This window comes from Paenibacillus sp. P4_A9 (genome assembly GCF_056402415.1).
On the sequence record NZ_JBFUHL010000035.1, the window covers coordinates 40,440 to 65,715 of the forward strand.

A 25,276-nucleotide genomic window follows, 5' to 3' on the forward strand; every position below is an offset into this window, starting at 1 on the left:
TCTACCACGCATCCCGCCCATGTCAACCGGTTTTTGCGTGCATCTATTGGTTTCGGATGATCCAGATTTCCGCAATATCCTGACCTCTATCTCCGTCCAAATTATCGAACGAGAACACGAACCGACCCCCTTGTCCAGCCTCCTTTGGAATAGGAGCCTCTACCGTGCGTACGGCTTGCACATCAAGTCCTTCGTGAACGACGAAGCGTTCGTTCACTCGCAGCTTGACGGTGAAGGAAGCGCTAGCGCGGCTCGTATACGTTACCCGAATGGAGTAGCTCGCCTGAGGATCGATGCTGTCGTATGTGATCGTCAACGGAACCTGATACAAGGCGGAGATGCTCCCGAGCCATGCCCTTGGAATGCCGCCAAGCACTTTCTTCCGACTATCGTCCATATGCAGCAGCGACGGCTCGAAATGGGTGCGCGGCGTTGCCAAATGACCGGGATCCTCCTGCCATCCCGTACCGAAATCAACCAGTTTGAGCGATTGACTGTTCGAAACAAAGCTATCGTAGAAGCCCCCAGGACCAGGATCGGTGCGGTTCAGCAAGGCGGAAATCGCCTGGAGCCGCTCCACCTCTGCGGGCAGCCGTCGAATGGAGTCGATCTGCTCCAGATAATATTCGGCATCGTTCAACGCGGTGTCGATCGTGCTCATAAATGCCCCGCGTTCCCACTGGATTGCGTGATGCTTCTCCACAGAAGTCTGGGCTCCGATGAGGTGGAACAGCGAGTCTGCCAATTCCTCGCACCTCTGTCTGATGTCCACGGCAATTCGTTGCTCGATTGTCCGCTTAAGGATGCGCTCCGCTGCGTCCAGTGCCTCTCCTGGTCCTGTCCGGCCCGCTTGCCCGAGACATTCGACCGCTTGCCGCTCCAGCTCCATCTCATACACCAGTCTTCGGCGCTGATAGACGTCATAGTACGCCCGCAGCAGCCCCATCTGCAGCCGATAGTTACCGGCGAGCAAGCCTTCGCCCTCCGCCTTCTCTTCGATGGCGCGCCATTGTTTGAATGTCGTCTCCACTTGGCCGTTCGTCAGCAGCGGCCCTTCCCAATTTCGCTCCAGTGCCAGCATGCCTTGCGCCACCTGCTCCGTGTAGTCTGGCCCGGCGAACAGACGCCCGTAATCTCTGAGTGTGTGAATCACAGGTATATCCGGATTCCAGTCCTGGTCTAGGAAGACGAATTTGTTCACATCGTCGCCGATCCCTTCGGAGTAGGTGATGTTGCCGATCGATTCGCTCAATCTTAAGTTATGAATATGCTTGAACGCAGTCGGACGCGGATTGATGCTCTCGCGCGTGTAGGTCAAAGCGTAGGCCTGATCCCAATAATGAACCGGGTATTGGCAGCGGTAATTGTGGCAGATGTCCTCATAGCGGCGGATCGGGTAGCGTTCCGGCACGAGGCGCCGCAGCTCATTCAGGGGCGTGCGCACCCAAGCGCCGAATACGATCCCGCCCAGCCACTCCGGTTCCATCCGTACTTGGGCGTAGAATTCATCCAGCCAACGCTTGGCTACACCGCTGTCCATAACCTGCGGGGAAATCCACAGTGTGGCTTCGGGGTGATGCTTGCGCAGCACTTCAGCTACTCGACTGCACCAGACGAAGAGCGTATCGACCTCCATATATCCTGGGTCACCGCCGGGAATCAGGACAGCCTTAATATTAGGCAGCCTGGCGAATACGTCTTCCCGCTCCGCCAACTCTTCCCTTACTGTATCCGGATCGGAGTAGTCCTCGCCAACATTCGGATACCAAATCCATGTATCCATGCCGTACGAATCTATGATTTCACCTATCCGGACCATCATGGTCATAGGATCTTCCTGCATGACCGGACTGAGCAGATCATCATCGGTCCGCGGAGGCAGGATCTCAATGCTGTTCGCTCCGAACAGCGCCAGCTCCCGGATGTATTGATCGAATTGGGCCACTGTCCACGCATCGTAAGAATGGTTCTTGGGCCGATAGGCAAGCTGTGTGCCCCGCAGCGGGAATCTCGGCGTCTCCGACAGACTGAGCGCGGTATCCAACACGATGCTGCCGAGATTCATCGTCAGCAATCGCAGGAATCGGCCGACGCCGTACAGCACGCCCCGCTCATCCGCTCCGGCGATCCACACCTGCAGCATGGCTGCCTCGGAGTCGGCGATGCTCCATAGCTTGTAGCCTTCGTCTCCAAGTGTCCCCTGTGGAGGCGTTTCGCTGCTGCGCAACAGGTGAGGTTCGAGCTCAGTTAACTTGCCGAGGGCAATTACCGGGCGGCCGGTTCCATAGGGCCATACACTTGATTGTTCGAGCTCGACGCCAGTGCGCTTCTGTATTTCTTCAACCAATATGGCGACCGCACGGCTCTCCAATGCTGAACTTGCGCCCGGACAGAACACGACGGCCTTCGTTAAATCCATCATCCTGATAACCTCCAATTTATAGCGATTGCTCCAAGAAGCTCATGACCCGCTGAAAAATAGGCTCAAGCTCTTCCGGACTCATTTTCTTGTCAAATGTATGCAGAGCTCCAGGTAACACGATCAGTTCGTACCTTACACCAGCTTGCTCCAGCGCCGCTGCGAACAACTGCGACTGCTCTATAGGCACATCGGTATCCGCATCGCCATGCAACAACATGACTGGAGGATAATCGCCCCGAAGACGAACGATCGGGCAATAAGGCTTCAACTTTTCCGGCTCCAGCTGAGGATCGAAGCCGGTCATTACTTGGGGCCAGCGGCCCTGTTGGCGACAGTACAAGTAGAACGAGCGTCGACCTGGATCGTCCGTCACGACAGTATGCACTTCCCTGCCTATGCCAGCGAATGCTTCTTCCTTGCTGACGAGAGGTCTAGTCGTACTATAAAACGGATCGGGCTTCGTATACCATTCACCCGTGATATCGCCATAGCCATAAAACGATAGGATCGCGCGCGGTGCAGGCTCGAGCTGGTCACCGACGCTGAGCGCCAAGTAGCCGCCCGCTGAGTGGCCAACAAGTGCCGTCCGCTTAGGATCGGCGCCATAGAGGCCGGGCGCTTCGCGCACCAGCCAGGCGTACGCATCTTTAACGTCCTGAATAATCGCATCGAGCTGCGCTTCCGGCCCCAGCCTATAATCAATTGACGCAACCATATATCCAGCGTTCGTATACCGCTCGAGCTGTTCCGGTCTGACTCCCATCCGGCTGCCCATGATCAGGGCGCCGCCGTGAATCCAGACGAGCATGGGATGCGGTCCGGCTGTCTCCGGGATATAGAAATCCACATATAGCTTCGTTTCTTCCACTTGCTTGAATAGGCAGGTTTCCATTCTCATCGTTTTGGACAAGCTCCCTTCTATGGTTTGGCTGGCGTTCCATCCGGTAGTCGTGCGAGCGTCCACTCCGGTAGATCGTTGCGGCATGGAAAGCGCGCCGCCAGCTGTTCGTCGATGTCGACGCCTAGACCCGGCCGTTCGTTCGGGTAGATGTAGCCGTTCACAACTTGTGGAATACCGGAGAACACTTCCTCCAGGCGCGGCGAAATAATATTATGCCACTCCTGAACGCCGAAGTTCGGACAGGCCACGTCCAGATGCACATTGGCAGCGTGGCCGACCGGACTGACATCGCCCGGGCCATGCCATGCCGTGCGAACACCGAACGCCTCGCACAGGCGGGCGAGCTTCACCGCTGGGGTAATGCCGCCGATATTGCTCACATGCACGCGAATAAAATCGATCAGCCGGTTCGCAATGAGCGGTGTCCATTCGCCGGGATGCCCGAACAGCTCTCCGATCGCAATCGGCGTCGCGCATTGCTGGCGCAGAGTGCTCATCCAACCAAGCTGCTCTGGGGGCAACGGGTCCTCCAGGAAGAACAGGCGGTATGGCTCAAGCTGCTTAGCCAGCCGGACGGCATCGATCGGTGCCAGACGCTCGTGAACGTCGTGCAGCAGCTCCAGCGTATCGCCGAACTTGCTGCGGATGCGCTCGAACAGCTTAGGGATGCTGCGAGCGTAGGCTTGAGGATCGTAATAAGCCCCAGGCAGCGAGTGCTTAGGTGATACGATCGTATGCCCCGTGCCCCCGTACAACCCCATCTGGCAGCGGATATAACGATAACCCTCCTCGAGAAAGCGCTGCACGTTCTCTTCCACCTCGGCCTCATCCCGACCGTCCGCATGCCGGTACGCCGCAGCAGCCTCTCGGCATTTGCCCCCAAGCAGCTGATAGAGCGGCATGTTTGCCAGCTTGCCCTTGATGTCCCACAACGCCATGTCGATGCCCGACAACGCGTTGTTCAGCACCGGGCCGTTGCGCCAATACGCGCTGACCGAGGCCGTCTGCCAGATATCCTCGATCCGTTCGGCATCCTTGCCGATCAGGAACGGCTTCAAGTACTGCTCAATCGCCTCCGCCACGGCCAAATATCGCTGCGTGAAGGTGGCGCAGCCGAGTCCGTACAAGCCGGGCTCTGACGTCTCCACCTTGACCACAACCAGATTGATGCCGTCAGGTGCAGTTAGAATCGTCTTAACGTCGCGTATGGTAACCCTTGGCGCTACTTGCTCCATTGGTACTCCTCCATTCTTAAGCACCCGGCCGAACGGCCGGCAGCTTCAGTTCCAGCATAAGCAACAAATTCCGCATGATGTGATACGGATCCTTGACCGGAAGCCCCACGAAAGCGTTCAGCGGCTCTCCTTTGCGTGCATGAATTTGAATCCATTCCCCCGTCTGATGGTCCGGATTCGGGAATGTAGCGAACGTATAGGCCTTGAATTGCTCGTACAGCTCCCGCAGCTCTTCATCCCCAGTCAGGGTATATGCAAACAGAAAACCGTATATCGACTCCGAATGCGGCCACCAAATCTTCGTATCCCAAGTGCGTGTGATAACTTCCTCCAAAGCACCTCCGACCAAGCTTCCCGCTGGAGCTCCACCGTCTCGGTCAACATAGCGGTATAGACCTCCGTATTCGGGGTCCCAGCCCAGCTCGACCGCCTTCTTCATCGCGATTGCCGCCTTGTCAATTATCGCTCCGTCCCCGATTTTGGCCGCCTCCGTCATCACGAACCACATCGCCTCGATCGTGTGGCCCGGACAGCGATGTCGGCCGATTAGCGTGTCGGCCGAAGCATTATCAGAGACCGGCAGCAGCTCGTGCAGGACATATGCCTCATCCAGGAACACGTCCATCAACTCGCGCATTTCCCCGACGGCCTCCTCGCGAACACCCGCATAGCGCGGGTCTCCTAACTCCTCCAGCGCATCAGCCAGCTCCTGTTTGACGTTCAGCATGATCATGGGGAACGTCTGCGGCCGGTAGCCTAACGGCACGTCGATAGGCACAGTCGGCACAAACGCCTCCTTCAGCCTCTGTCCGACATGCGACGTGAGCTGCAGCGCCCGCTCCAGAAGCGCACTGTCCCGCGTGGCGCGGGCTAGCTCCGTGAACCCTAGAATCACGAAGCAATCGGCGAAGATGCTTGATGCATAGCCACGTCCAGGCTTATCCTCCAACGGCTCCCCCGTACGGGACAGCACATAGCAGCACTCCCCGTCCGGCAAGAACACGTTCGCTTCGAGGAACTTTCTGGTTTTCTGCGCATGCTCCAAATAAGGCTCGGGATCTTCCGGTAAAATGCCTTGTGCGCAGAGCCGGGCAACTCTCGACCAGAGCCATAGGAACCGCCCCTGCGACCAAATGTATTTATTCGTCGAAACCAGCTTGGTTCCGGTATTATCAATACAGTTCAGAACACCTCCGTATTCGGTGTCGATCTGCTTTTTCCAATAGGGCAGAATGGTATCGAGGATGTGAGCTTGATAGAATTCTACTTCATCTTGCAACCACTGCTCGGTCGTAGACATTGCGTATCCCTCCTATAGTGAACGCTCCGATTTGGCAAGCACCTAACCTGCATAAACAATCGCTCCTGCCGCTGCCTATAGCCAGCCGATCTGGAACGAGTACAACGCAGCTTTCCGAAGTTGGAATCGGATCCGGAACGGCTTACCGGCAATAGCCGACAAATCAGTCCGCCCGGACCAGCTCACCTCATAACGGATGGCATCGCCCGTAAGCGGCAAGCAAATATCGGCGGTATAACCTGGCAATACCTGACCCGCTTCGTCGACCAGTTCAACCGTGACGGAGCCGCCTCCAGTAGCGTCGGCATTGATCACAAGCCGCCGATCCTCTCCGGAGCCGCTGCAGTTTAGCAGCCGGGTCAGCACTTCTCCGCCGTCTTCGCCGGCATCCAGAGAGACGAAGCCGTCAAGACGAAGCCGGCCGATCCCAATTGCGCCCTTGTTCGGCTCGCGTCCGTGCTGGGCGTGAAGATGCTTGGACGAGCGCCCGCAATAGTACACCCGAAGCTCATCCCCTACGCGGATTGGTGCATTGCTCCCGACGTTCTGGCTCGTGCAGTCCCAATCGATCTCCATCCGACCGGCCTCGACGATCGGGGAACGGTCGCCCACCCGGCTCCAGTGAATGCCATCGCGGCTCGAGATCAGCTGCACGTCCAGATAATTGCCGACTTCCCGATGCCATACGGTCATGAACCCGAGGTACATATCCTCATAGTTGAAGCCCGAGTTGTGATAAAGCTCCAGATCCTCTGGATCGTGCTCGTCAGCGGCCAACATCGGTTGCGGGTTCGACCAGTGGATGAAATCGTCGCTCTCGCACAGAAAGCGGGCACGCTTACCATCCACCATCTGCTTGACATACGCCACATGCTTGCGTCGGTTCGTATCATACATGATAGCGAGCGTATCACCGATTGGCTTGACCATGACCGGCTCCTTGTGCTCTCTCCAGCGGATGCCGTCGGCTGAGAACAGTACATAATTGCCAATCGGCCGCTCTCCTTCATAAATGCCGGAGTAAGGAAGCTTCCCGGACAGAACGTCGCCCTTCTCGGTAGATGGCTTCTCCACCTTCTTGGAGACGTCCCAGGTCTGGCGACGGATCATCATCTTGTATCGGCGAGACGGATCGGGGTCGTGCGGGTCCTTAACCACGGTACAGTTGTCGAGGTGCGCCGCATATTGAAGCGCTTCGTTCGTTTCTCCGGTAAGCACGATGTTGTTCTCCTTGGTACCGCGATAATCGACGACGCCCAGACGAGGCTTCTTCCATTTCACTCCGTCATCCGAGACGGCGTAGCAGATATGGCTGATTTCCGGAATTATGCCAGCCATGTAACGAAAGTGATCGTATGTGAAGTACCACATTTTCCAAATGCCTTCTTCATCGTCTCTCAACACGGTACCGAACAACAGCACCTGATGTCCCTCCCAAGGAAGCTCTGGATTCATAACGGGATTGTTGGGATCTTTATTAACGGCATGAATGTTCCGCTCGACTCCCGACATACGCTCAACCAAATAGTCGTCTATAAAAAGCTGGCGCTTGTCCGTTAGCTCTATCGTTGCTTTTGTTCCCGTAGTCATCTTCACATCACGCTCCCTTTTATTTAAACGCCTGGCCACGCTTGTAAGCTTGTCGTACGTGAATGCCTCCGTCGATCGAATGATCGAACACAACGAGATCAGCAGGCGCTCCCGGAGAGAGCGCAGCCCTCTCGGCCATCCCCATCATCGCTGCGGGACGGTCGGAGCCCATGCTCCAGGCCGTAGGCAGATCGCATAAATCGGCGCGAAGCAGAAACTCAATGCATTCGTCAAGCAGCTTGCCTGCTCCGGCCATGTAACGGGGATTGGCAGCGTTGCAGAGCCGGCCGTCCTCGGTAAGCAGCACCTGGCCGAAGTAGGTGTCATAAGTTCCGGGAGCAAGCCCTCCGATATGCAGCGCATCGCTGACGGCGATCGTCTTGTTGCCCTTCAGCTTCATAATGACACGAAGCACCGCCGGCGGGAGGTGGAAGCCATCTGGTATGACAGTCGCCGGTAGCCGTTCCTCTGCCATCTGCTCCCAGAGACTATTGGGATGCCGGGGCAGCTGCTGCGGCAGCGCGTTGCCCAAGTGCGTAGACATACTGGCGCCGGCATCCACGACTCGGCAGATCTGATCCGCATCCGCAGCGGTATGGCCAATGGCCACCTGCACGCCGCTAGCGACGCATCGGCGAGTGAGCTCGGCCGCCTCTTCCCACTCTGGAGATAGGGTGAGAATGGCGATTTTCCCTTTGGCAGCCGCCTGCCAGCGTTGGAACAGATCCCAGTCCGGCGGACGCACGTTGCGTTCCGGATGGGCTCCACGGTAGCCTTCCAGCGGTGAGATGAATGGCCCCTCCAGATGGAAGCCCGGCACACAGCTGTTGAATAATGGGCTTTCTTCACATACTTGGACAATGGCTCGAAACGACTGTTCGATGGATTCCACCGTATTCGTATAGACGGTGGGGAAGAAGGAGGTCATGCCCCGCTCAATCATTCGTCTAGTAAGTGCTTCCGTGTCAGCCGTATGAAGCGTATTGGCATTAAAATCGATTCCAGCGTAGCCGTTCAGCTGCAAATCGATCAGACCGGGCCCGATCCACGGCAGCTCCCGCTGCGAGTCGACTTCATCAAGCATTAGCGGCTCCACTGATTCGATTGTCTCGCCTTGAAAGGTGACGCGAATGGGTTGTTGAGTAATCGTATAGATTCCATCCACTACCTGTTTCGTCGTCATGGGCGATTCTCCGGCGGGCAGGACAGAACATCGACATACAGCGTGCAATTGGCGTGGGTTCGGATAATCGATGCCGGACATTCCGTCGAGATCGGGCCGTTCAATGCCTGCTTGACTGCCTTAGTCTTGGTGGGTCCCGGAACAACGCTGTACAGATATTTTCCGCTCGTCATCGGCGGAATCGTAATCGTAATCGCATGTGTAGGGACGGAGGTTAAGTCTGGGAAGCATTTATCGTTCACTTGCTGCTGCCGACAGACCGAGTCGAGTTCCACGATCTTCACGACCTCCGGATCATTGAAATCGGCTACCGGCGGGTCATTGAAGGCAATATGGCCGTTCTCGCCCATTCCGAGACATACGATATCGAACACCGCCTCAGCGATGAGGCTTCCATAGCGCTTGCACTCCTCTTCCGGCGGCTTAGACGAGTCTATGAAGTGGACAACTCCCGGCTTCACATGGTCGAAGAGCCCATCGCGAAGAAATTTCCCGAATGTTTCGGGTGCATTCGCAGGCAAGCCGATGTATTCGTCCATATGGAACGCGACAACCTTGTCCCAGCGTAAGCCTTCTTCCCCACGCAAAGTGGCGAGAAATTCGTTTGCCGACGGCGCAGCGCCGAACAGCATTCGGATCGTGTCCTGATGCTCCTGCAGCTCTCTCATCTTGGCGGCAACTGCAAGTCCGGCCGCTCGACCTAGAAGCTGGCGATCATTGTATAAATTCACTTGCAGCCGATCCACTTGAAACGTTTCCTTCGGAATAACATAAGTTGTCATTTGTTTTCCTCATCCTTTCTCTTATTTAATCCGGTTATCGCAATCCTCAGCCTCATTAAACATATCCGTTTGCCAGCCAGCCTCCGTCAACCTTCAGCACGGTGCCTGTCACATAATCCGCATCCGCGGACGATAAGAATAAGGCAGGTCCTACAATGTCCTGCGCTCGTCCGAGTCTGCCAGCTGGTATGCGGACAGTCATTCGCTCGGGCTTATGAACGCCTCGATCGATTAGGGTCTGCAGGCTTTCAGTCCAAATGAATCCGGGCGTTATCGCGTTCACTTGAATGTTGTGCTTGCCCCACTCCACCGCGAGCGTCTGCGTCAGCTGCATCACTCCGCCCTTACTTGCTCCATAGGCGGCACGCTCAGGCAGGCCAGCATGAGCAGCAATGGACGTAATGTTAACAATCTTACCGCCCCGTCCACTCTCCATCATCTGTCTGCCGATGCGCTGAGAGCAAAAGAACGCGGAATCGAGGTTGACCTTCAAGCAGGTATGCCATTGCTCCTCGGTCAGCTCGAACGACGGGGCCACCATAGCCATGCCGGCGCAGTTGATCAGCACATCGATCGTACCGAATTCCTCGATCACCCGTTGTGTCATCCGTTCGACCTTCTCCAGGTCCGCGACGTCGGCCTTAACCTCCAACACCGGCACACCGTACGTGTCGCGTATGTAACGAGCTTGATCCGCCAACTGCTCGGCGGTACGGCTGACCAGCACCATCCGGCCTCCCTCGCGCGCAAAGCCTTTCGCGATTTCGGCTCCAATACCTCTTCCACTTCCCGTTACGACTATGGTCTTGTCCTTGAACCTCATGCTTCACCGCCTTCTCGCGTTATACAGGCCGTCGTTCTCTCGCCCTCCGCCGGTTGGCGGGATCGGCCAATCGTCCATCCGCCGTTCAGTAGCGCGTCTCTTACACTCTGTACGATTGAGACTGCACCGGGAGTATCACTGTGCACACAGACAGTATCGGGCCGCGTCGTAGGTAGGCTTCCGTCATCGGGATTGCCAAGCATGCGCATCACTCGTTCCGAAGCTTCAGCCGGTGTTCCAATGTCCTTCAGCGACCACCCGAACATGATAACTCCCTCGGGTCCGTACGGCCTGTCGGCGAATAACTCTTGAACAACGCTCAGCTTCGCTTCCTGAGCCAAGCGGGCTAAGCTAGAGCCAGGGAGCGTGTAAATGTCCAATGCGGGATTGAAAGCGTTTACAGCTTCAACCGTTGCTTGTGCCAAATCAGCACGTTCGGCAGCCATCATATACAACGCTCCATGCAGCTTGAGATGTGACATCGCTAACCCAACGGGCCGAAGGAAAGCATCCAGCGCACCCAACTGATACATGATGTAGTCGTACATTTCCGCCGACGAGACCTGCATGATGCGTCTGCCGAAGCCGATCCGGTCAGGCAAGCCCACGTGCGCGCCGATACGGACACCGTAGGCCGTTGCCATCTCGACGGTTCTCTTCATAATATGAGGATCGCCCGCATGGAAGCCGCAGGCGATATTGACCGAGCTGACGTGCGGAAACAGTTCGTTATCCGCCCCGTAACGGTAAACGCCATAACTTTCACCCAAATCGCAGTTAATATCGATTTCTTTCTTCATCCAATTGGCCACCCCGCTCTTCTAGAAGTTCCGGTGCTATTTCTCCAATCCACTCTTAATGACATTAAAGGTGTATTTCAGATGCTTGAGGGTCAACTGTAACAGCTCTTTCAGCTTTCGCTCCTGGATGTAACCGAGAAGTTCATGGTGCTCGGCCATAGCTTGGTGCAGCGAACTGACGGAGGAGGTATAAATGTTCATATAAGGCTCGACAGTGTCCCAAACATTGCGGATCAGTTGAATCAGATGGGGCGAGTCGGAGCATGTGTAGAACTGTAGATGGAACTGCCGATTAAGCAGCAGCCATTCAGCGTGATTGATGTCTGCTGCATCCATCCGCACCAGAATAGACATTAATTGCTCAATATCGCTCTGATTGATCTTCGGAAGCGCCCTCTCGGTAGCCAACGTTTCTAGTGATATCCGGATTTCGAATACCTCCTCCACTTCGGCCAATGTCAGCTGCCTCACCACTACGCTGCGATTCTCATAGCGAATAAATCCTTCGGCCTGCAGCTGTCTCAACGCCTCCCGGACTGGCATAGTACTGACGCCGAAGGCGGCGGCGATCTGACGAAGTGAGATCCGCTCGCCGGGGACGATCATAGCTTGCGTGATTTGTTTGCGAAGTCGGTCGTACACTTCCTTGTTCACGGCCGAAATCTCGATTACTTCCTGCTTCATTTTCCCTCTTTCCGTGATATGTGATCACACTTTATCTAGATGTTTCCAATATAATCCACTGACTGCATGGGTGTCAATTGTTTTTGAGCGGCTTCCTCATGGAAGCAAGAGTATCTCTTCCAGAACACCACCCATCGAGGTTCGTGTACCAATGATTGGGAATAAACTCCAGGCGGTCCCCGATTGCAAAATCAAAAGAACGCCCTGCAGCAATAGATAAAACCTGGTTTCAATCGTTTTCATTAAGATGCTTAGCACAGTTAAATAATTCACAAATCCATTGATCACCTACAAACTTTAAACTGGTAACGGATGTGTTATGCAATGAGCTAATCATCTGCTCGTGAGGTACCAGGTGCTGCAACAGTGATTTGATCCATCCCTTATGACTGAAGACCAAAACACGATCGTTTGGATGTCTCTGTATCATGTCATACACAAATGACATTCCACGAGCTCGCAACACAATTGGATCCTCCCTGCCCGGGAGATCGCGGTCCTTCCAGTCAGGACCCCATCTCGACAATCGTTCCTCTTCCGTAGTTCCCTCTTTTTGCCCGTAATTCACTTCGCGCAGCCGCTCGTCGAGAATCACAGGAACACCGCCTAAAGCAGTAGCCACGATATTGGCAGTTTCCGCTGCACGTGACAAATCGCTGGAATAAATTACGTCCCATTTCTCATTGTTTAGACGGTCCGCCAAAAGCCGCCCTTGCGCTCTCCCCTCGGCATTAAGAGGAATATCGGTCTGCCCCTGCACTCTTTTCTCCAAATTCCAATTCGTACTCCCGTGACGAACAAGTCCGAGCCATGTCATTCAAATCGCCCCTTTAAACTCCTACATTTATCATAATACCCTCTCCAAAACCAGCTCTAGAATTCCGTTGTGCATAACTCATTTCATCTGGGGTACCTTGTAAATCGCCTTGTTTAAAAGGCTTCCGTCCGGATTGAGATAGTCCTTTTGCAACCGCTTACGTATTCTTCCGCATTCCATGTAGTCAGCTTTCCTTTCTAGTCGAAAGTGCCTCGTACAAAACATCGGGATTATTAATCGTCATCCCCATCACGCCGCAGTTCAAAGCGAAATGCATGAACTCTTCAGAATCTTTAATTCCGCAAGCTCTTACTTCTAAGCCATGTGATTGAGCCAATTGCACGTCTTCCACCGTCAATTGCTGGACTTTCGGACAAATTTGCTGAGCCCCGATTTCCCTCAGCAAGGCGATGGCATCTTCATCAATTTTTTTAACAATTTGGCCTAGTTTTATCGAAGCATCCTTGGCTCGAACAGCTTGGAGATTATCATAGATGGACGAGGTGATCGTTACCCGCTCTTTGATCCTGAATCGTGTAATCTGCTCCAGCACTTGTTCTTCAATGTTGCGATCCTTAAGCTCTAAGACAAGAAAAAGCGGTTTGCGGCCGAACAGATGTAGAAATTGTTCTAGCGAAATTAGTCTCTCCCCCGTGTAAAGCTGAGAAAACCAGCTGCCAGCGTCCAACTCCTGCAATTCACTCCAAGTATAGTCCGCTGGAGCCCCCGTACCGTTCGTCGTCCGAGCGAGATCCTTATCGTGATGAAGGAAGACGACGCCGTCCTTGGATATTTTCAAGTCCGTTTCGAGCCCGTTCGCCCCCATCTCAATACCTTTATAGAAGGCTGCAAGCGTATTTTCAGGAGCATAATGTGAAGCTCCCCGGTGTGCTAGGTTTAAGAACATAGTGACCCCTCCTTATTAATTTCCGTCCAATTGATTCTGGGAAAGCTCGTTAATCAAACGCTTACCTTCAACGTAGCGTCTGACATTTTCTACAAAAAAGTTCATAAGCCTTTTGTGTCTACTCCGGTCTGATTGTTCTCTCGTTACCTGGTACCGTCCCGTGTACATAACGTGTCCCGTTAACTTGAGCTACACATAATCCTATGCTGTTCTCGCTTCGAATAATCAACTTTTCCCCTTCAAACGGGAAATCCTTTGATCCCTTCAATCCCTCGAGAAGAACCCTGCCATCAAAACCCGTTTCCTCCGGAATGCCGACAAGATGGCAAATTGTAGGCGCTATATCGACAATCCCGCTGGGGATATCTGATATGCAGCCTTCTCTAAAGCTCGGACCGTAACCGAGACAGAAAGCGTGCAGGTCGAACGGAGAGGTCGATCCGTGCGTGGATTTCTTGTTGGACGACTTGTTGGTCAGTGTGCTAACTATGCCAGGAACCCCAAATTCGTTGACATCATCAGACCATTTGGGGCTGATGGTAAGCAAAGGAACCCGATTGTGCCGAATGGGGCCGGTTAGAGTCTCCATGCTCATGACACCAGAAAGATTCATAAGCTCTGAGGAGCTGGTGAATACAGCGTCGCACCACTCTTGCTGAAGCAACCACTTCACCAATTGGGCCGCATCGGCTTGTTGCACAGTTGTATCCATGTCCCCATAAATATTATTGCTCGTTACGATAAACCTAGAAGTTAGTCCGAGTTCGTGAACCGCCCGCTGTAGATGCACTTCCAGTGATCCAATAGCATTAATGCTCGAATGTCCGTGATCGCTCATTAGCAATATATCAAGCTGCTCTACTAACCCCAAACGGTCTATGGCTTCCAATACCTGCGCGACACAGCGGTCTACTACCTGCAGTGCTTCACAGGCTTCCGGCGAGCCGATTCCATAATTATGCAGGGCCGTATCAGGCTCGGCCAGCCACAGCACCATCACCTTGTTATCTGGATTCGGCAGATGTACATCAATAAGGGCGCGAGTGGCCCACTGAGCACGCTGTTCTTTCACACCGCCGGATTCGGCTGGCACTTCGCCAAGCAGCTGCTGCAGAGCAGCAATCGCGGTTTCGCCATAATCGGAAGAAGGATTAATCACTAATTCTGGGTGGTTCAAATTCCACAGAAGTGAAGCGCCCGGCGACCCTGATCCGGCTACCGACAGTCGGCTACCCCTAGCATGCAGTCTGTCGCCTAAAGTAGGACATAGAAGAAACGGCTCTCCCATAAGGCTACCATATTCAAGAAGATGCTGATCGTTTCCTGTCTGCAGCAACCCGTCCTTATGAAAGCCAGGGATATACATTAGGTTGTTTATGACACCGTGCCGGCCAGGGTAGACTCCCGTTGTGAAAGTGGTCATACTGACGCGGGTATGAGGGGGATATGCAGCATAAAATTCAGTGAACAGAGTTCCTTTTTCAATAAGTTTGGCGTATGTCGGCATCAATTGTGGGTCCACTGTATCCGGCCGCATTCCGTCGGCGCCGATGACCAGCACGCGCCGGTTGTGGTCGGTTGTATTTTCTTCAGCCCTCATTTAACCTTCCTCCATCTCAATGACAAATTAATTTCCGATTTTCCTGAACTGCCATATTTCATCCGCGCCTTGTTCCGCTTTCAACACAAAGTTGAATCTATTCAGATCGAGGCACAAATCGAAATCCTTTTCCGGGGCAGACTCTCTGCTTGTCATATCCAAAAACCTGCCAGTCGTGCTTTCATCACTTAAAAACTTAACGATCCGGTCGAAATCGTTGATTCTCCCCTCCAATGCGTTCTTAAGATATTCCGCCAATAAAGTATCTTCATCGGCATGCTCAGTGCCATTCCAGCCCATGCATACCAGCGAAACTTGCTGAGGTTGTTTCTTTTTGATATATCTTACGATAGCCTCGGCATTTACAAAGCTTCCAGTGATGATTTCATCCGCATGAATAGCGTTCACAATCCCTTGTGTACCAGCGCTGGTTGTATGAACGATCGTTTTCCCAGTGAAATCAGTATGCTCGATATGGGTTGGCGAATTCCCATAATCAAAACCAGGCTGTATTTCTCCGTGGCGCTCTCCCATCAAAATATAATCTGGATTTTCCCTCTTCAAACGATATGCTGTTTCGATATCGCCAACTGGAATAATCTTTTTGGCTCCGTTCTTTGAAGCATAGCAGGCAGTGGAGAATGCTCTGAATACATCGATAATAACAGCCAGCCCTTTGGCTGCTCTAGCACCTTCTATTAATTGCAATATGTTAATCTCCAGTTCTCATTTCTCCTTTCAAGAAGTTTCTTCCATCTTAATGCAATAGTTATTTTTTGGATAGATTTTTTATACAACACAAAAAGACAACAAACTTTTCAAGCATATACAAAGGTCAACCGCAGCCTTACAGCTTCCAAAGTGCATAAATCTTACAACATAATTTTGGACAACTGCAACCTATTCGAACAAACCTCCGTCTGATGGATTGTCAATATGATTAACCATAAATTTCAAACATCGGAAGGAGCACTATGACTATGAAGAAGAAACTAACTGTCATATTAACTTTGGCTGGGATACTCGGCACAACGGCCGCAGTCGGAGCTGAGGATTTGGTAGAAAAGGTTACAGGTTACTTACAAAAAGATGTAAAGATTCTTGTTAACGGACAAGACAGCAAGCTAACGCCTGTCTACATTGATGGAAAAGCTTACCTCCCAGTACGCGACGCTGCGACTCAGCTTGGATATACGGTAAATTACGATGAAGCGAACAAAGAGATCGAGCTGGACGACGCGGTTGACCTGATGGATGCATCCGGTGTGATCGTAAGTGTACAGGCTAAGGAAGACGGTAATACTCGCATCGAGCTGCTTGGCAGCACATGGGTCATTTTAACCGTAGACAAATCGACTGCCATCAAGAGCCTAGACGGTAAAACACTAACTGCAGCCGATCTTAAAGCCGGTACTCAAATCGACGCCGAGTTCGGACCAGCAATGGCGATGAGCTATCCGGGCCAAGCCCATGCTGTAAGCATTAATGTTCACGCAGACCGCTCGGTCAAAGAAGATACAATCAAAGATGTGAAACATACGGATGATGGCTGGCAAGTTCAATTAGGCGACAATTTGGTACTTAACGGCGGTAAAGAAACTCGCGTCATGACGTCTCAAGGCGAATCCTTGAAATGGGAGGACCTGAAAGCCGGCACGAAAGTAAAAGCCTACTACGGTCCATTTGAAACGAAAAGCCTACCTCCGCAAAGCCCTGTGTACCTTCTCGTTGTTCAGGCTCAAGCGCCTGTAACAGGCACTCCGAAACTGTCGCCAGAAACAGCGCAGGAATTCCGCAACTTGGCATGGGCGCAAGTGAAGGATCAAGCATCCCATATTGCAACGAAGCAAGACGAAGCAGCCGTTCAAATCGTCGCCTCTAAAGAGGTAGGCGTATTGGCTTCCACAGACGAGCAGAAGAAATTGCTCACAGACGTTCAAGCTGCGAACGGTAATTTCGTGACGGTTACTTACAATACAGACCAAGATGAGCTGCTTGGACCGTTGACAGTCGTGTTCGATTTCAACACAAAAACTTTTGTTGGCTTCACTGCTAGAAGATAAACGATTTCTACAAAGCCATGAAATTCAACCTCCATTGAATTTCATGGCTTTTTTATTCTTCAGGTGCAGATATTTACTGCCTTTCCCCTACAATGGAGTTAGTCAAAGGACTCCGTGCACTAGTTAAGCATCTGACAAGCCGGCATTTACATAGTGTAATACAAGAATGTGATACCATCTTAAATAGGGAGCTATAGAACATGACGAAAATGGGCTTTGAGGACGGCGCTCTCTTTGAGCTCCGGTTTTGGCTGGAGGTTTTGGGTGATCATGCTAAGTTTATCCGGGATTCGTTGGCTTCAGGCGAGGATGCAGAAATATCCAGAGCGAAACAGTTCGTTCAAGCCTTTGATAGTATGTTGGATTCAGCCAGGATGAACCTTGATAGCAGGGGTATCGCTGCCTTACTTCAAGCTGTCAATCCTTGGACCTCACAATTGCGTGCCTTTAAGCTTCATTTGCTGCAACGGTCGCTGACGGGGAATATCCTCATCAGCCTTGCACCAACATTTTTGAATCATATGGTCGATGAGCTCGAAGAAGGGATGCGCGTTTTTGCGGCACTGACAAGCGGCCAACTGCCTCCTTCAGGACCGGCGGTTCACCAGCATTTAGTATGGCTTCTAGATGCAGCCGGCCACGCGGACATATTGTCAGGCGAATTTGATATGGTAGAGAAGAGTTGGAAAAACAAGAGCGGGGAATTCGAAAGCATTTTTCAGTCCTTATATTTAAAAGCGAACGAGCTGGCGGGTTATATGCGAACTTCTTTGGTGGATTTCCCTGCTTTGCGCCGGTTTAATCACGAAGCTAATACCGTTATGCTCCTCTTCATGAAATTTCTGTCCGAAGTACAGGAACTCACAGCCGATAAGGAATTGTTGAGTACATTAACAGTGCTAGTGCCCGATCATATGTATCGGGAAGAGTGCTATTATTTGACTAAACTCTCTCAAGCTGCTCCAGGTGTACCCCGCCCTGATTGCGATCCTTCCAAACCTAGAGCCGTGAACTAATCATATATATAGACATAGCCTCACCCTTCGCTACCTCTATGATGGTTCGACTCTTCTCCGTTTTAATAGAGAGCAAAGCAGCAAGACCAGAGGAATCACAATCTGGAAAGGCACTGAAAGCCATGGCCAAATCTGCTGCTGAAACTGGATTACTTCCAGCTGATTAGGATGGAGAAACAGAGATAGCTCACACAGCGCCAACCCTAGAGGTATGATGTAAATCTGGTAATTTCGGCTCCCAATCGTCTGGGCTAGAGCTATAGAGGCAACAAATAGACAAACGGTAAGCTTCATGAATTCACCAAAAACCCAAACGGTAAACACGATCGGCTCGATGCGTTCGAAAAAGTCACCTACAGAGATGTACATTGCGGACATATAAGAGGGAAAAATTTGTTTACTCGCGAGCTCTCCCATTACCAGGATATTCACGAGATGGGATGTGATCAACCATAAGCCGGACAACCCGATTACGGAGAGGACCGTCTTTTTTACTTTGTCGACGCAGTTAACGAAAGGAATGATCATGACAAATAGCACCGACTCGCCCAAAGGGAATGTTGCGATTTGCGCGGCTCCGTTGAACACGGGAAGCCAACCTGTTTCTAACACAGGAAATAGATTGCCTGGATTCATATCCTGTATCGACAACACAATGAATATAACGGATTGCAATACCACAACAAGGATTAATATAAGCGCGCATCTACACATAACTTCAATCCCTTGATAAGCGGCCCAAGCGGCAATTGAGATCATGATCAAACTGATCACAACGCTCGGGGTTCGTGGCAGTAATACGGCTCCTGTAAGATCTTCAAAATTGCGCAAGACATAAGCCCCTAGCTGGAAACCGTACCCTGCATACAAAATCCCAATCGTTTTCCCCATCCAGGTGCCAAGTAAGGTCTGCGCAATTCCGATTACCGACTTTTGCGGGAATCTTCTGCAAAGTGTCGCATACACCCAAGCAATACAGAGCCCTGCAAGGCTACCGATGACGGCGGATATCCAAGAATCATGCCCGGTGGTGTAACCGATGGGCAACGACATCGAGCTTGCTACTATAAATATGAACATGAGAGCCCAAAGCTCAGTATTTGAGATAAGGATGTTTAATCCAGAGCTTTTCATCTACGAGTCCCTTCTCCGATTCGTCATCGTCATTTCAATAAAATCGAGAGCCATTTTTGCAAAATCATAGAGGGGCTCATGATTTGAATACCCATCGTCATACACAAACCGACAACGGTGGACAATGTTAAAATGAGCCCTACAGTAACATATTCCTTCATTTGCGCCGTCTTTTTTATTAGCTTCAGTTGTAACCAGAAGAGAAAGGCAACGAAGAACGAGTACATCGCTATATTCGTCATTCGGTGTGAACTCCTTTGTTATCTAGAGAAGAATTAATCATACCGGCTCTTCTCAGGTGGATTTGGGTATCTACGAATACCTCTGCATTTGTAAAAATAGTATCCCAATCTTCCCTCACCGTTTTCCATGTCCCAAATTGATATTGATGCACTAAAAGTCCGAACCCGAATATGTCAGATTTCAATTCCGTTTGCGCTTTCTTTATGCTTTTAAGCGTTTGCTCCGTAATCAGTTTATTAAGTCCTTGTTCAATCATATCTACGTTCTCCGAACGACTGATATCCAGCTCTACATTACTTTCATTAAGCGAGCCATCACCACTCAGCTCGATATGAATAGTTGCTTTGCCGTCTTTTATAACCGTTTTTATTTTTCTATCTGTTTTCTTCAAAACAACGCCGACACTACCTCCGGCCTCTGGAATCCTTTCGGCCAGATATTCATGCTTTAATTCACCTTTAATCCACCTGAGGCTTCTCGTTTCAATGTCATTCAGGTATCCCACTAATTTGTTATTTTTCATTACCGCTGTCGAGGAGAGATGGAATACATTTAGCTTCGACTTTTCATCTTCTTTTTCAACCAAAGTCTGGGGTTTCTGAATCTCTACTGCTCCCAATACGGGCACGATTCCGGCTCTTTCCTGGTTCATCAAAAAGTCCCGGAACGTAACCGCCGTACCGACTCCGTTACGCTCCAATTCTCGAACCTCCTCTGACGGTATTCGTTCATAAGGATGATCCATTCTCATCAGTTCAACGGCCTGTTTGCCTTTGGCCACAACAAGGTAAGTCCGAAGTCGGGTCGCCGGATCCCTGGAATAGTAATCCAAAATTTCCTTTATTCCCTTTTTGGCAAATGTTTCTCCAATGAAGACAACCCGGCGATGTCCTTTAAAAAATTTTCGCGAAAGCAGTTGTTGACACTTTCTCTCTACATCATAAATATTGGTCCCCGAGGCAGATATTACGTAATACGTTTTGCCAAGTGTTCCTAACGTACTCCCCTCTGTATGGGGGGTAGGGATAGGTACCTGAATAGAAACAAATATACGGCCATCCTCGGTTATATCCAGCCCAGATGCCATAAAAAGGGCAAGGTCATTCATTTCCACTCTATCCCAACAACCGCTCAAAAGCGGAACCAACATAAGCAAAAGGAACGTCAGCGCTTTCTTGTAGGGCCTGTTTTCTTCTCTGCACATTACGGTTTCTGTCCTTTCGGTATGCGGGTTTGTCGCTTCCCTTCCTGCCCAGGACGGAAATACATTGTCCATAAAGGTGCCCGAAAAATAGTATCCTTGAGTCCTTGAAAGCTAACCGGTGCCATTGGAAATAAATAAGGAACGCCGAGCGACTTGAGGCCTGCAAGGTGGATTAATATACAAAGCAGTCCTACCGTAATGCCATAAAGTCCAAACATCCCAGCAAGCAGGATCATTGGGAACCTCAGAATCCGAAAAGCAAACGAAAAATTATACCGGGGTATGACAAACGATGCAATTCCCGTTAATGACACCACAATAACCATTGGGGCCGAAACAATACCGGCTAGCACGGCTGCTTGACCGACGACAAGGCCGCCCACGATACTGACGGCTTGACCAATTTGCTTAGGCAAACGAACTCCGGCTTCACGTAAACCCTCGAATGTGCTTTCCATAATCAGCGCTTCTACTATTGCAGGAAATGGGATACCCTCCCTGGCGGAGGAAATACTTAATATCAGTTTTGTCGGAATCATTTGCTGATGGAACGTGGTTAACGCTACATATACGGAGGGTAAGACCAGAGCAATCATGGTTAAAATTAGCCGTAAAAAACGATTCAAATTCGCAAACAGAACACGGTCGTAATAGTCCTCTCCCGCCTGAAGAAATCCCCAGAAAGACATTGGACCACTGATGATGAATGGGGAGCCGTCGGTCATTACCGCAACTCGTCCTTCCAATAATGCGGATACGACATAATCCGGTCGTTCTGTAACGAGATACTGAGGAAAGGGAGAATACGAGCGTTCTTCGATAAATTGTTCAATATACCCCGATTCCAGCACGCCATCGATCTGAATGTTTTGAATTCTTGACTTGATTTCTTGGATGACGGTCGCATTAGCAATATCCTCAAGATAGACGATCGCCACATCTGTTTGGGTTAATTCCCCTACGGTTAGCGACTCGATTTTCAGTCGAGCGGAACGTATTCTTCTGCGGATTAAACTTGTATTGGTCCGAATGCTTTCGGTGAACGAATCGCGAGGACCTCGAACCGTGCCTTCCGAGGAAGACTGCTCGACGGCTCTTGTTTTCCCGCCTGGAATGTTGAGAACGAGCGCTTCCATTTGACCCGCTATCAACATGACAATAGAGCCCTTCAATACATGTTGAACAATACTTGGAATATTCGCTGCTCTTTTCACTTGGCTAATGGCAATTAATTGATTTTGCAGAAATGAAAGAATGTCTTGCTTATCGTCCAACGGTTCGGATGTGCTACCTGACATAAGCGATTTTAGCAGCGATACGTCCAACTGTTGTTCTTCGATTAATCCATCTATATATAAGAGAAGTGCGTTTTTTTGACCGCAAATTTGAAAAGTGCGGAACATCACGTCCGAGCAAGAATGAAACGTATTCTTTAATACGGCTTCGTTTTCTTCCAATGAGGATGTCAGAATGCTGCTTATCGTTTCGTTCATTAGTGCTTTATCTTCGTACTCTTTTGACATAAGCGCAAATACCTCCACGATAAGCGATGACAACATTACATATAGTTATGTTCATTCTGCTTCTAAATTATGTAAAAACCTCATACAAGCCTTTGATCGAAATTAAAAATGCAGCCCCAAAATAATAAATAAAAATACTACTACACCTCCTCTACAGACAGCAGCAGCAAAGAAGAAGTGTGAATTGTAACTTGTTTTGTCGTTTTTTAAGCACTGCTTTTGGTTATGATTTGTCGTTTCGCATGGTTTTTGTAAGATGATTTGTCGCTAATTGATCGTTGCTGCACAAAAAAACACGATGCCGATTTTGGCTCGTGTTTTTTTGTGAACAATAATGTTCCTAAGATGCCTTTAAATTATATACAACGCTTCTTTTATAAATTATATCGTAATCTTCAAGCATGCCTTCAAATGGAACTGTACCTAAGTATAAAACTTTTATATTAGTCTCATTCACAAACCATGACATAAACGAGAAATGATTCATTAATAACTTACGTGAAATTAATAGATTTTGTGAATCATCAATTACTAGATACCTACAATTTGATAATTTCTTTAATAGGATTGTTTTCAAATCTGCTTTAGGCTTATTTTTGTAAAATGCCATTTCCTCTCTCAATAATAAAAGAATAAATTCCCTTTCATTATCGATATAAGCAGCTTGGGTTAATAGAACTGAAGTTACGCCATTGTTAAATCGTTAAATTCTCTTATCATTTCCCAAGCAAAATATGTTTTTCCAATTCCAGTGTAACCAGCGACAAACATGAAGCTAACAGATGAAATACGGTTCATTCATTTCTCATTAGGGTTATTTCCATCTTTGACGTGTTGTGTAGTCAATTTGTTTCAACTTCGCATATCTCCCTTTAGTTTAATAACAAAAAGAAACCCACAGCAACGGGCTGCGGGTCTAAGTTTATATTTTAAAGGGGGTCGGCTTTTATTATAACCTTTAATGATTAATACAAGATGAAAATAAGATTTCAATTGTGTAACATTTACTCAACTCTCGTTATCCGTTAGCGCAATGATCAATCTTTGAGATATAATACGGTTCTCTACGTTGAAACCAGCCTTTGGTGATACTAATTTATGTGGTCTGACTGGATACCCTTTGTATCACAAACGTAAAGTCTAGCATGATGTGGACGAAGCTCAACCGTAATCTTCTCAGAATAAAAGCCTAACTCCTCATCCGTCCAGAAATCGCGGATCAAACAAGACTGTGGGAGGCTCACTTCCAAAGTGGCGGGTTCATCCACCCGGTTAAACACAGCAACCAATTGTTGGTGGCCAAGATCGATTCGGCCGACTTTGAATCCATTGTCAACAAATTGTGCCGGTACATCCGTTGGTTTAAGCAGCTTCCGCAGCCTTGATTTTGTTTTCTCGGAATGCTCCATCAAGTTATCGCCTGACAGAACCATCCCTCCGGAGCAATAAATAGATGTCGCATGAAAGAGAAATTCATCATCCGTTAATCCGTTATTAGTAGTGATTACTTTCCCGTCAGGACCGATTTGCTCCGATGATTTGTTTTCTAGCAAAACACAATCCGGATCATTGACCCACAACTGGTTATGCTGCCAATTCCGCCAGAAGATTTCTGTAGCATTCTTATTAAATTTTTCCCATGTTCTCGAAAAATCGTCTGACACTCTCATGCCGTGAACCACTCCTAGAGAAGGCCACATCGGTGCATTGCAACCGAGTACAAAGCTGTCGACTCCTGCCCCTTGGAGCACGGCTTTCATCCCTTCGCGATAAGCCTCTACCCTTGTTGTATTAGGCTTATAATAAGTACCGCCATGCAGAGCGCCCCACATATTCGCATCCAATTTAAAGTATTTACTGCCCCAATCTTCCCTCATCGTCCTAAATACATGCGTTAAGTAGTTCTGTGCATCAGGATGAGTGCCATCCAACATGTACCAAGGACCGTTGCGCCAGCCGCCAAATGAGACAATATCCGAAGGGAGTGGGTTACCACTGGCGTCTTTTATAAACCAATTCGGATGATTCTTGAATAAGTTCGAATCTTTCTCCGCAATAAAGGGGGCTACCCAAATGGCTGGCTCAAGCCCTTTTTCAAGGATCGAACGGCACAGCTTTTTCATATCTTTAAAGGCAGGACCTGGAGTCAACCAATCCCCCATGTATGCTTGATAACCATCGTCGATTTGCACATATTTGAGCTCCGGATATTCAGTGGACATTTCATCCATATTGGCTAAAATATTTTCTTCTTTCACCTGAGGTCCATACCAATACCAGGAACACCACCCTGTTGGTGTTTCCTCCACTTGTAAGAGAGGATGATGTATACGAATGGCCTCGGCTATTTGCTTAAAAAGAGTATTGTGATCAGGCCCTTGGACTAATATGAAATCTTCCAATTGCCACGTTTGACCAGACTCCAAGCGTACTCCATCCGTTACAAGCACAATTTCAATTGTTCCCTGACCAAATCGAATCTCTCCGTTAAAACGATGGCAAGAGGTGAAGGCCATCAGAATATGATCAGCATCCTTAGGAGAAAACAATGCAAGATTGTACACGGTTTGGAAGTCTTCAGCTTGAGGAATTTTGTAATGGCCATGGTCGCAATAACCCGTTATGGTACTAACGGTATCGATAGTTCCGACGTATTGAGAGAGCTTGCTATAGCCTTCACCGTAGACGGGAGTGCTTACATCGAAAGGCAAATCTCTCTGAAATAGTACAATTTCTTTAACGTTGTAGTCCTTATCCCCACGATTAATCAGCTTGGAAGCGCAGCTGTCCCCGTTCCACTCCGTCTGTAACTCAACATGATGAGGGGTACCCCCTCCTTCTCCTATAAGCCTTACTGCCCAATCCGCTTTTTTCAAATAAAATTTGTTTTCATTCATCGTCCAATCCCCCGATTTTATTAGTAGTATTAGCAAAACTATGTCATCAATCTTATCAAAAGGCTATGTTAAATTTTATTGTTGATAATTGATTACTCCGAACAAAAATGGGGCATAATAGAAGATATAATGATAGTTCGGAGATGATTTAA

At 49.8% G+C, this 25,276-nt stretch carries 22 protein-coding genes; 2 read left to right on the top strand and 20 right to left on the bottom strand.

All coding sequences use genetic code 11. The features are described from left to right. Window positions 1-43 precede the first annotated feature (43 nt). The 14 genes from AC1DVJ_RS20300 to AC1DVJ_RS20365 all read right to left on the bottom strand — a co-directional run bounded on the left by AC1DVJ_RS20300 (window position 44) and on the right by AC1DVJ_RS20365 (window position 15,752). The gene (locus tag AC1DVJ_RS20300; RefSeq protein ID WP_477593040.1) at window positions 44-2,422 is read right to left on the bottom strand and encodes a beta-N-acetylhexosaminidase family protein; all 2,379 of its coding nucleotides are present in this window, start codon (window positions 2,420-2,422) and stop codon (window positions 44-46) included. A gap of 16 nt (window positions 2,423-2,438) precedes the next feature. Beyond that, the gene (locus AC1DVJ_RS20305; protein WP_477593041.1) at window positions 2,439-3,407 is read right to left on the bottom strand and encodes an alpha/beta hydrolase; all 969 of its coding nucleotides are present in this window, start codon (window positions 3,405-3,407) and stop codon (window positions 2,439-2,441) included. Then, a complete protein-coding gene (locus AC1DVJ_RS20310; protein ID WP_477593042.1) occupies window positions 3,341-4,558 on the bottom strand; it encodes an enolase C-terminal domain-like protein in 1,218 nt (405 codons plus the stop codon). Before AC1DVJ_RS20310 ends, AC1DVJ_RS20305 begins: the two co-directional genes overlap by 67 nt. A gap of 16 nt (window positions 4,559-4,574) precedes the next feature. Beyond that, the gene (locus AC1DVJ_RS20315; RefSeq protein WP_477593043.1) at window positions 4,575-5,858 is read right to left on the bottom strand and encodes an AGE family epimerase/isomerase; all 1,284 of its coding nucleotides are present in this window, start codon (window positions 5,856-5,858) and stop codon (window positions 4,575-4,577) included. A 75-nt stretch (window positions 5,859-5,933) separates the two neighbouring features. Next, window positions 5,934-7,448 carry a hypothetical protein gene (locus AC1DVJ_RS20320; protein WP_477593044.1) on the bottom strand — a complete coding sequence of 505 codons (1,515 nt, stop codon included), beginning with the start codon at window positions 7,446-7,448 and terminating at the stop codon, window positions 5,934-5,936. 19 nt (window positions 7,449-7,467) lie between these two features. After that, complete coding sequence (locus AC1DVJ_RS20325; protein WP_477593045.1) at window positions 7,468-8,631, bottom strand: N-acetylglucosamine-6-phosphate deacetylase; 1,164 nt, start codon at window positions 8,629-8,631, stop codon at window positions 7,468-7,470. Continuing rightward, window positions 8,628-9,413 (bottom strand): 6-phosphogluconolactonase, encoded by a 786-nt coding sequence (locus AC1DVJ_RS20330; protein WP_477593046.1) that lies wholly within the window; start codon window positions 9,411-9,413, stop codon window positions 8,628-8,630. The genes AC1DVJ_RS20325 and AC1DVJ_RS20330 overlap by 4 nt, the downstream gene beginning before the upstream one ends. A gap of 55 nt (window positions 9,414-9,468) precedes the next feature. Beyond that, window positions 9,469-10,236 (bottom strand): SDR family NAD(P)-dependent oxidoreductase, encoded by a 768-nt coding sequence (locus tag AC1DVJ_RS20335; RefSeq protein ID WP_477593047.1) that lies wholly within the window; start codon window positions 10,234-10,236, stop codon window positions 9,469-9,471. Further along, entirely contained in the window at window positions 10,233-11,036 is an 804-nt protein-coding gene (locus AC1DVJ_RS20340; protein ID WP_477593048.1) for a LamB/YcsF family protein, read from the bottom strand. Before AC1DVJ_RS20340 ends, AC1DVJ_RS20335 begins: the two co-directional genes overlap by 4 nt. Window positions 11,037-11,072: 36 nt before the next feature. Further along, window positions 11,073-11,720 (bottom strand): GntR family transcriptional regulator, encoded by a 648-nt coding sequence (locus tag AC1DVJ_RS20345; RefSeq protein WP_477593049.1) that lies wholly within the window; start codon window positions 11,718-11,720, stop codon window positions 11,073-11,075. Window positions 11,721-11,949: 229 nt separating this feature from the next. Further along, window positions 11,950-12,537 carry a histidine phosphatase family protein gene (locus AC1DVJ_RS20350; RefSeq protein WP_477593050.1) on the bottom strand — a complete coding sequence of 196 codons (588 nt, stop codon included), beginning with the start codon at window positions 12,535-12,537 and terminating at the stop codon, window positions 11,950-11,952. A 184-nt stretch (window positions 12,538-12,721) separates the two neighbouring features. Then, window positions 12,722-13,444: a glycerophosphodiester phosphodiesterase gene (locus tag AC1DVJ_RS20355; RefSeq protein WP_477593051.1), complete on the bottom strand. Its 723-nt coding sequence runs from the start codon at window positions 13,442-13,444 to the stop codon at window positions 12,722-12,724. A 118-nt stretch (window positions 13,445-13,562) separates the two neighbouring features. Further along, entirely contained in the window at window positions 13,563-15,005 is a 1,443-nt protein-coding gene (locus AC1DVJ_RS20360) for an alkaline phosphatase family protein (protein WP_477593052.1), read from the bottom strand. Window positions 15,006-15,071: 66 nt separating this feature from the next. Continuing rightward, entirely contained in the window at window positions 15,072-15,752 is a 681-nt protein-coding gene (locus AC1DVJ_RS20365; RefSeq protein WP_477593053.1) for a 2-phosphosulfolactate phosphatase, read from the bottom strand. Window positions 15,753-16,024: 272 nt separating this feature from the next. Here AC1DVJ_RS20365 and AC1DVJ_RS20370 point away from each other — a divergent pair, with 272 nt between their 5' ends. Then, a complete protein-coding gene (locus tag AC1DVJ_RS20370) occupies window positions 16,025-17,107 on the top strand; it encodes a stalk domain-containing protein (protein ID WP_477593054.1) in 1,083 nt (360 codons plus the stop codon). A gap of 200 nt (window positions 17,108-17,307) precedes the next feature. After that, complete coding sequence (locus tag AC1DVJ_RS20375; protein WP_477593055.1) at window positions 17,308-18,123, top strand: DUF2935 domain-containing protein; 816 nt, start codon at window positions 17,308-17,310, stop codon at window positions 18,121-18,123. Between the two features lie 36 nt (window positions 18,124-18,159). On the opposite strand, the gene AC1DVJ_RS20380 is transcribed toward AC1DVJ_RS20375, so the two are convergent. From AC1DVJ_RS20380 to AC1DVJ_RS20405, 6 genes are all read right to left on the bottom strand, one after another. After that, the gene (locus tag AC1DVJ_RS20380) at window positions 18,160-19,257 is read right to left on the bottom strand and encodes a GerAB/ArcD/ProY family transporter (RefSeq protein WP_477593056.1); all 1,098 of its coding nucleotides are present in this window, start codon (window positions 19,255-19,257) and stop codon (window positions 18,160-18,162) included. 29 nt (window positions 19,258-19,286) lie between these two features. Beyond that, the gene (locus AC1DVJ_RS20385; protein ID WP_477593057.1) at window positions 19,287-19,499 is read right to left on the bottom strand and encodes a hypothetical protein; all 213 of its coding nucleotides are present in this window, start codon (window positions 19,497-19,499) and stop codon (window positions 19,287-19,289) included. Beyond that, window positions 19,496-20,704, bottom strand: a complete 1,209-nt coding sequence (locus tag AC1DVJ_RS20390) for a Ger(x)C family spore germination protein (RefSeq protein ID WP_477593058.1) — start codon at window positions 20,702-20,704, stop codon at window positions 19,496-19,498. The genes AC1DVJ_RS20385 and AC1DVJ_RS20390 overlap by 4 nt, the downstream gene beginning before the upstream one ends. Then, window positions 20,704-22,227: a spore germination protein gene (locus AC1DVJ_RS20395; protein WP_477593059.1), complete on the bottom strand. Its 1,524-nt coding sequence runs from the start codon at window positions 22,225-22,227 to the stop codon at window positions 20,704-20,706. The genes AC1DVJ_RS20390 and AC1DVJ_RS20395 overlap by 1 nt, the downstream gene beginning before the upstream one ends. 340 nt (window positions 22,228-22,567) lie before the next feature. Next, window positions 22,568-22,837 carry a hypothetical protein gene (locus AC1DVJ_RS20400; RefSeq protein ID WP_477593060.1) on the bottom strand — a complete coding sequence of 90 codons (270 nt, stop codon included), beginning with the start codon at window positions 22,835-22,837 and terminating at the stop codon, window positions 22,568-22,570. A gap of 481 nt (window positions 22,838-23,318) precedes the next feature. Beyond that, the gene (locus AC1DVJ_RS20405) at window positions 23,319-25,124 is read right to left on the bottom strand and encodes a glycoside hydrolase family 36 protein (RefSeq protein WP_477593061.1); all 1,806 of its coding nucleotides are present in this window, start codon (window positions 25,122-25,124) and stop codon (window positions 23,319-23,321) included. Window positions 25,125-25,276 lie beyond the last annotated feature (152 nt).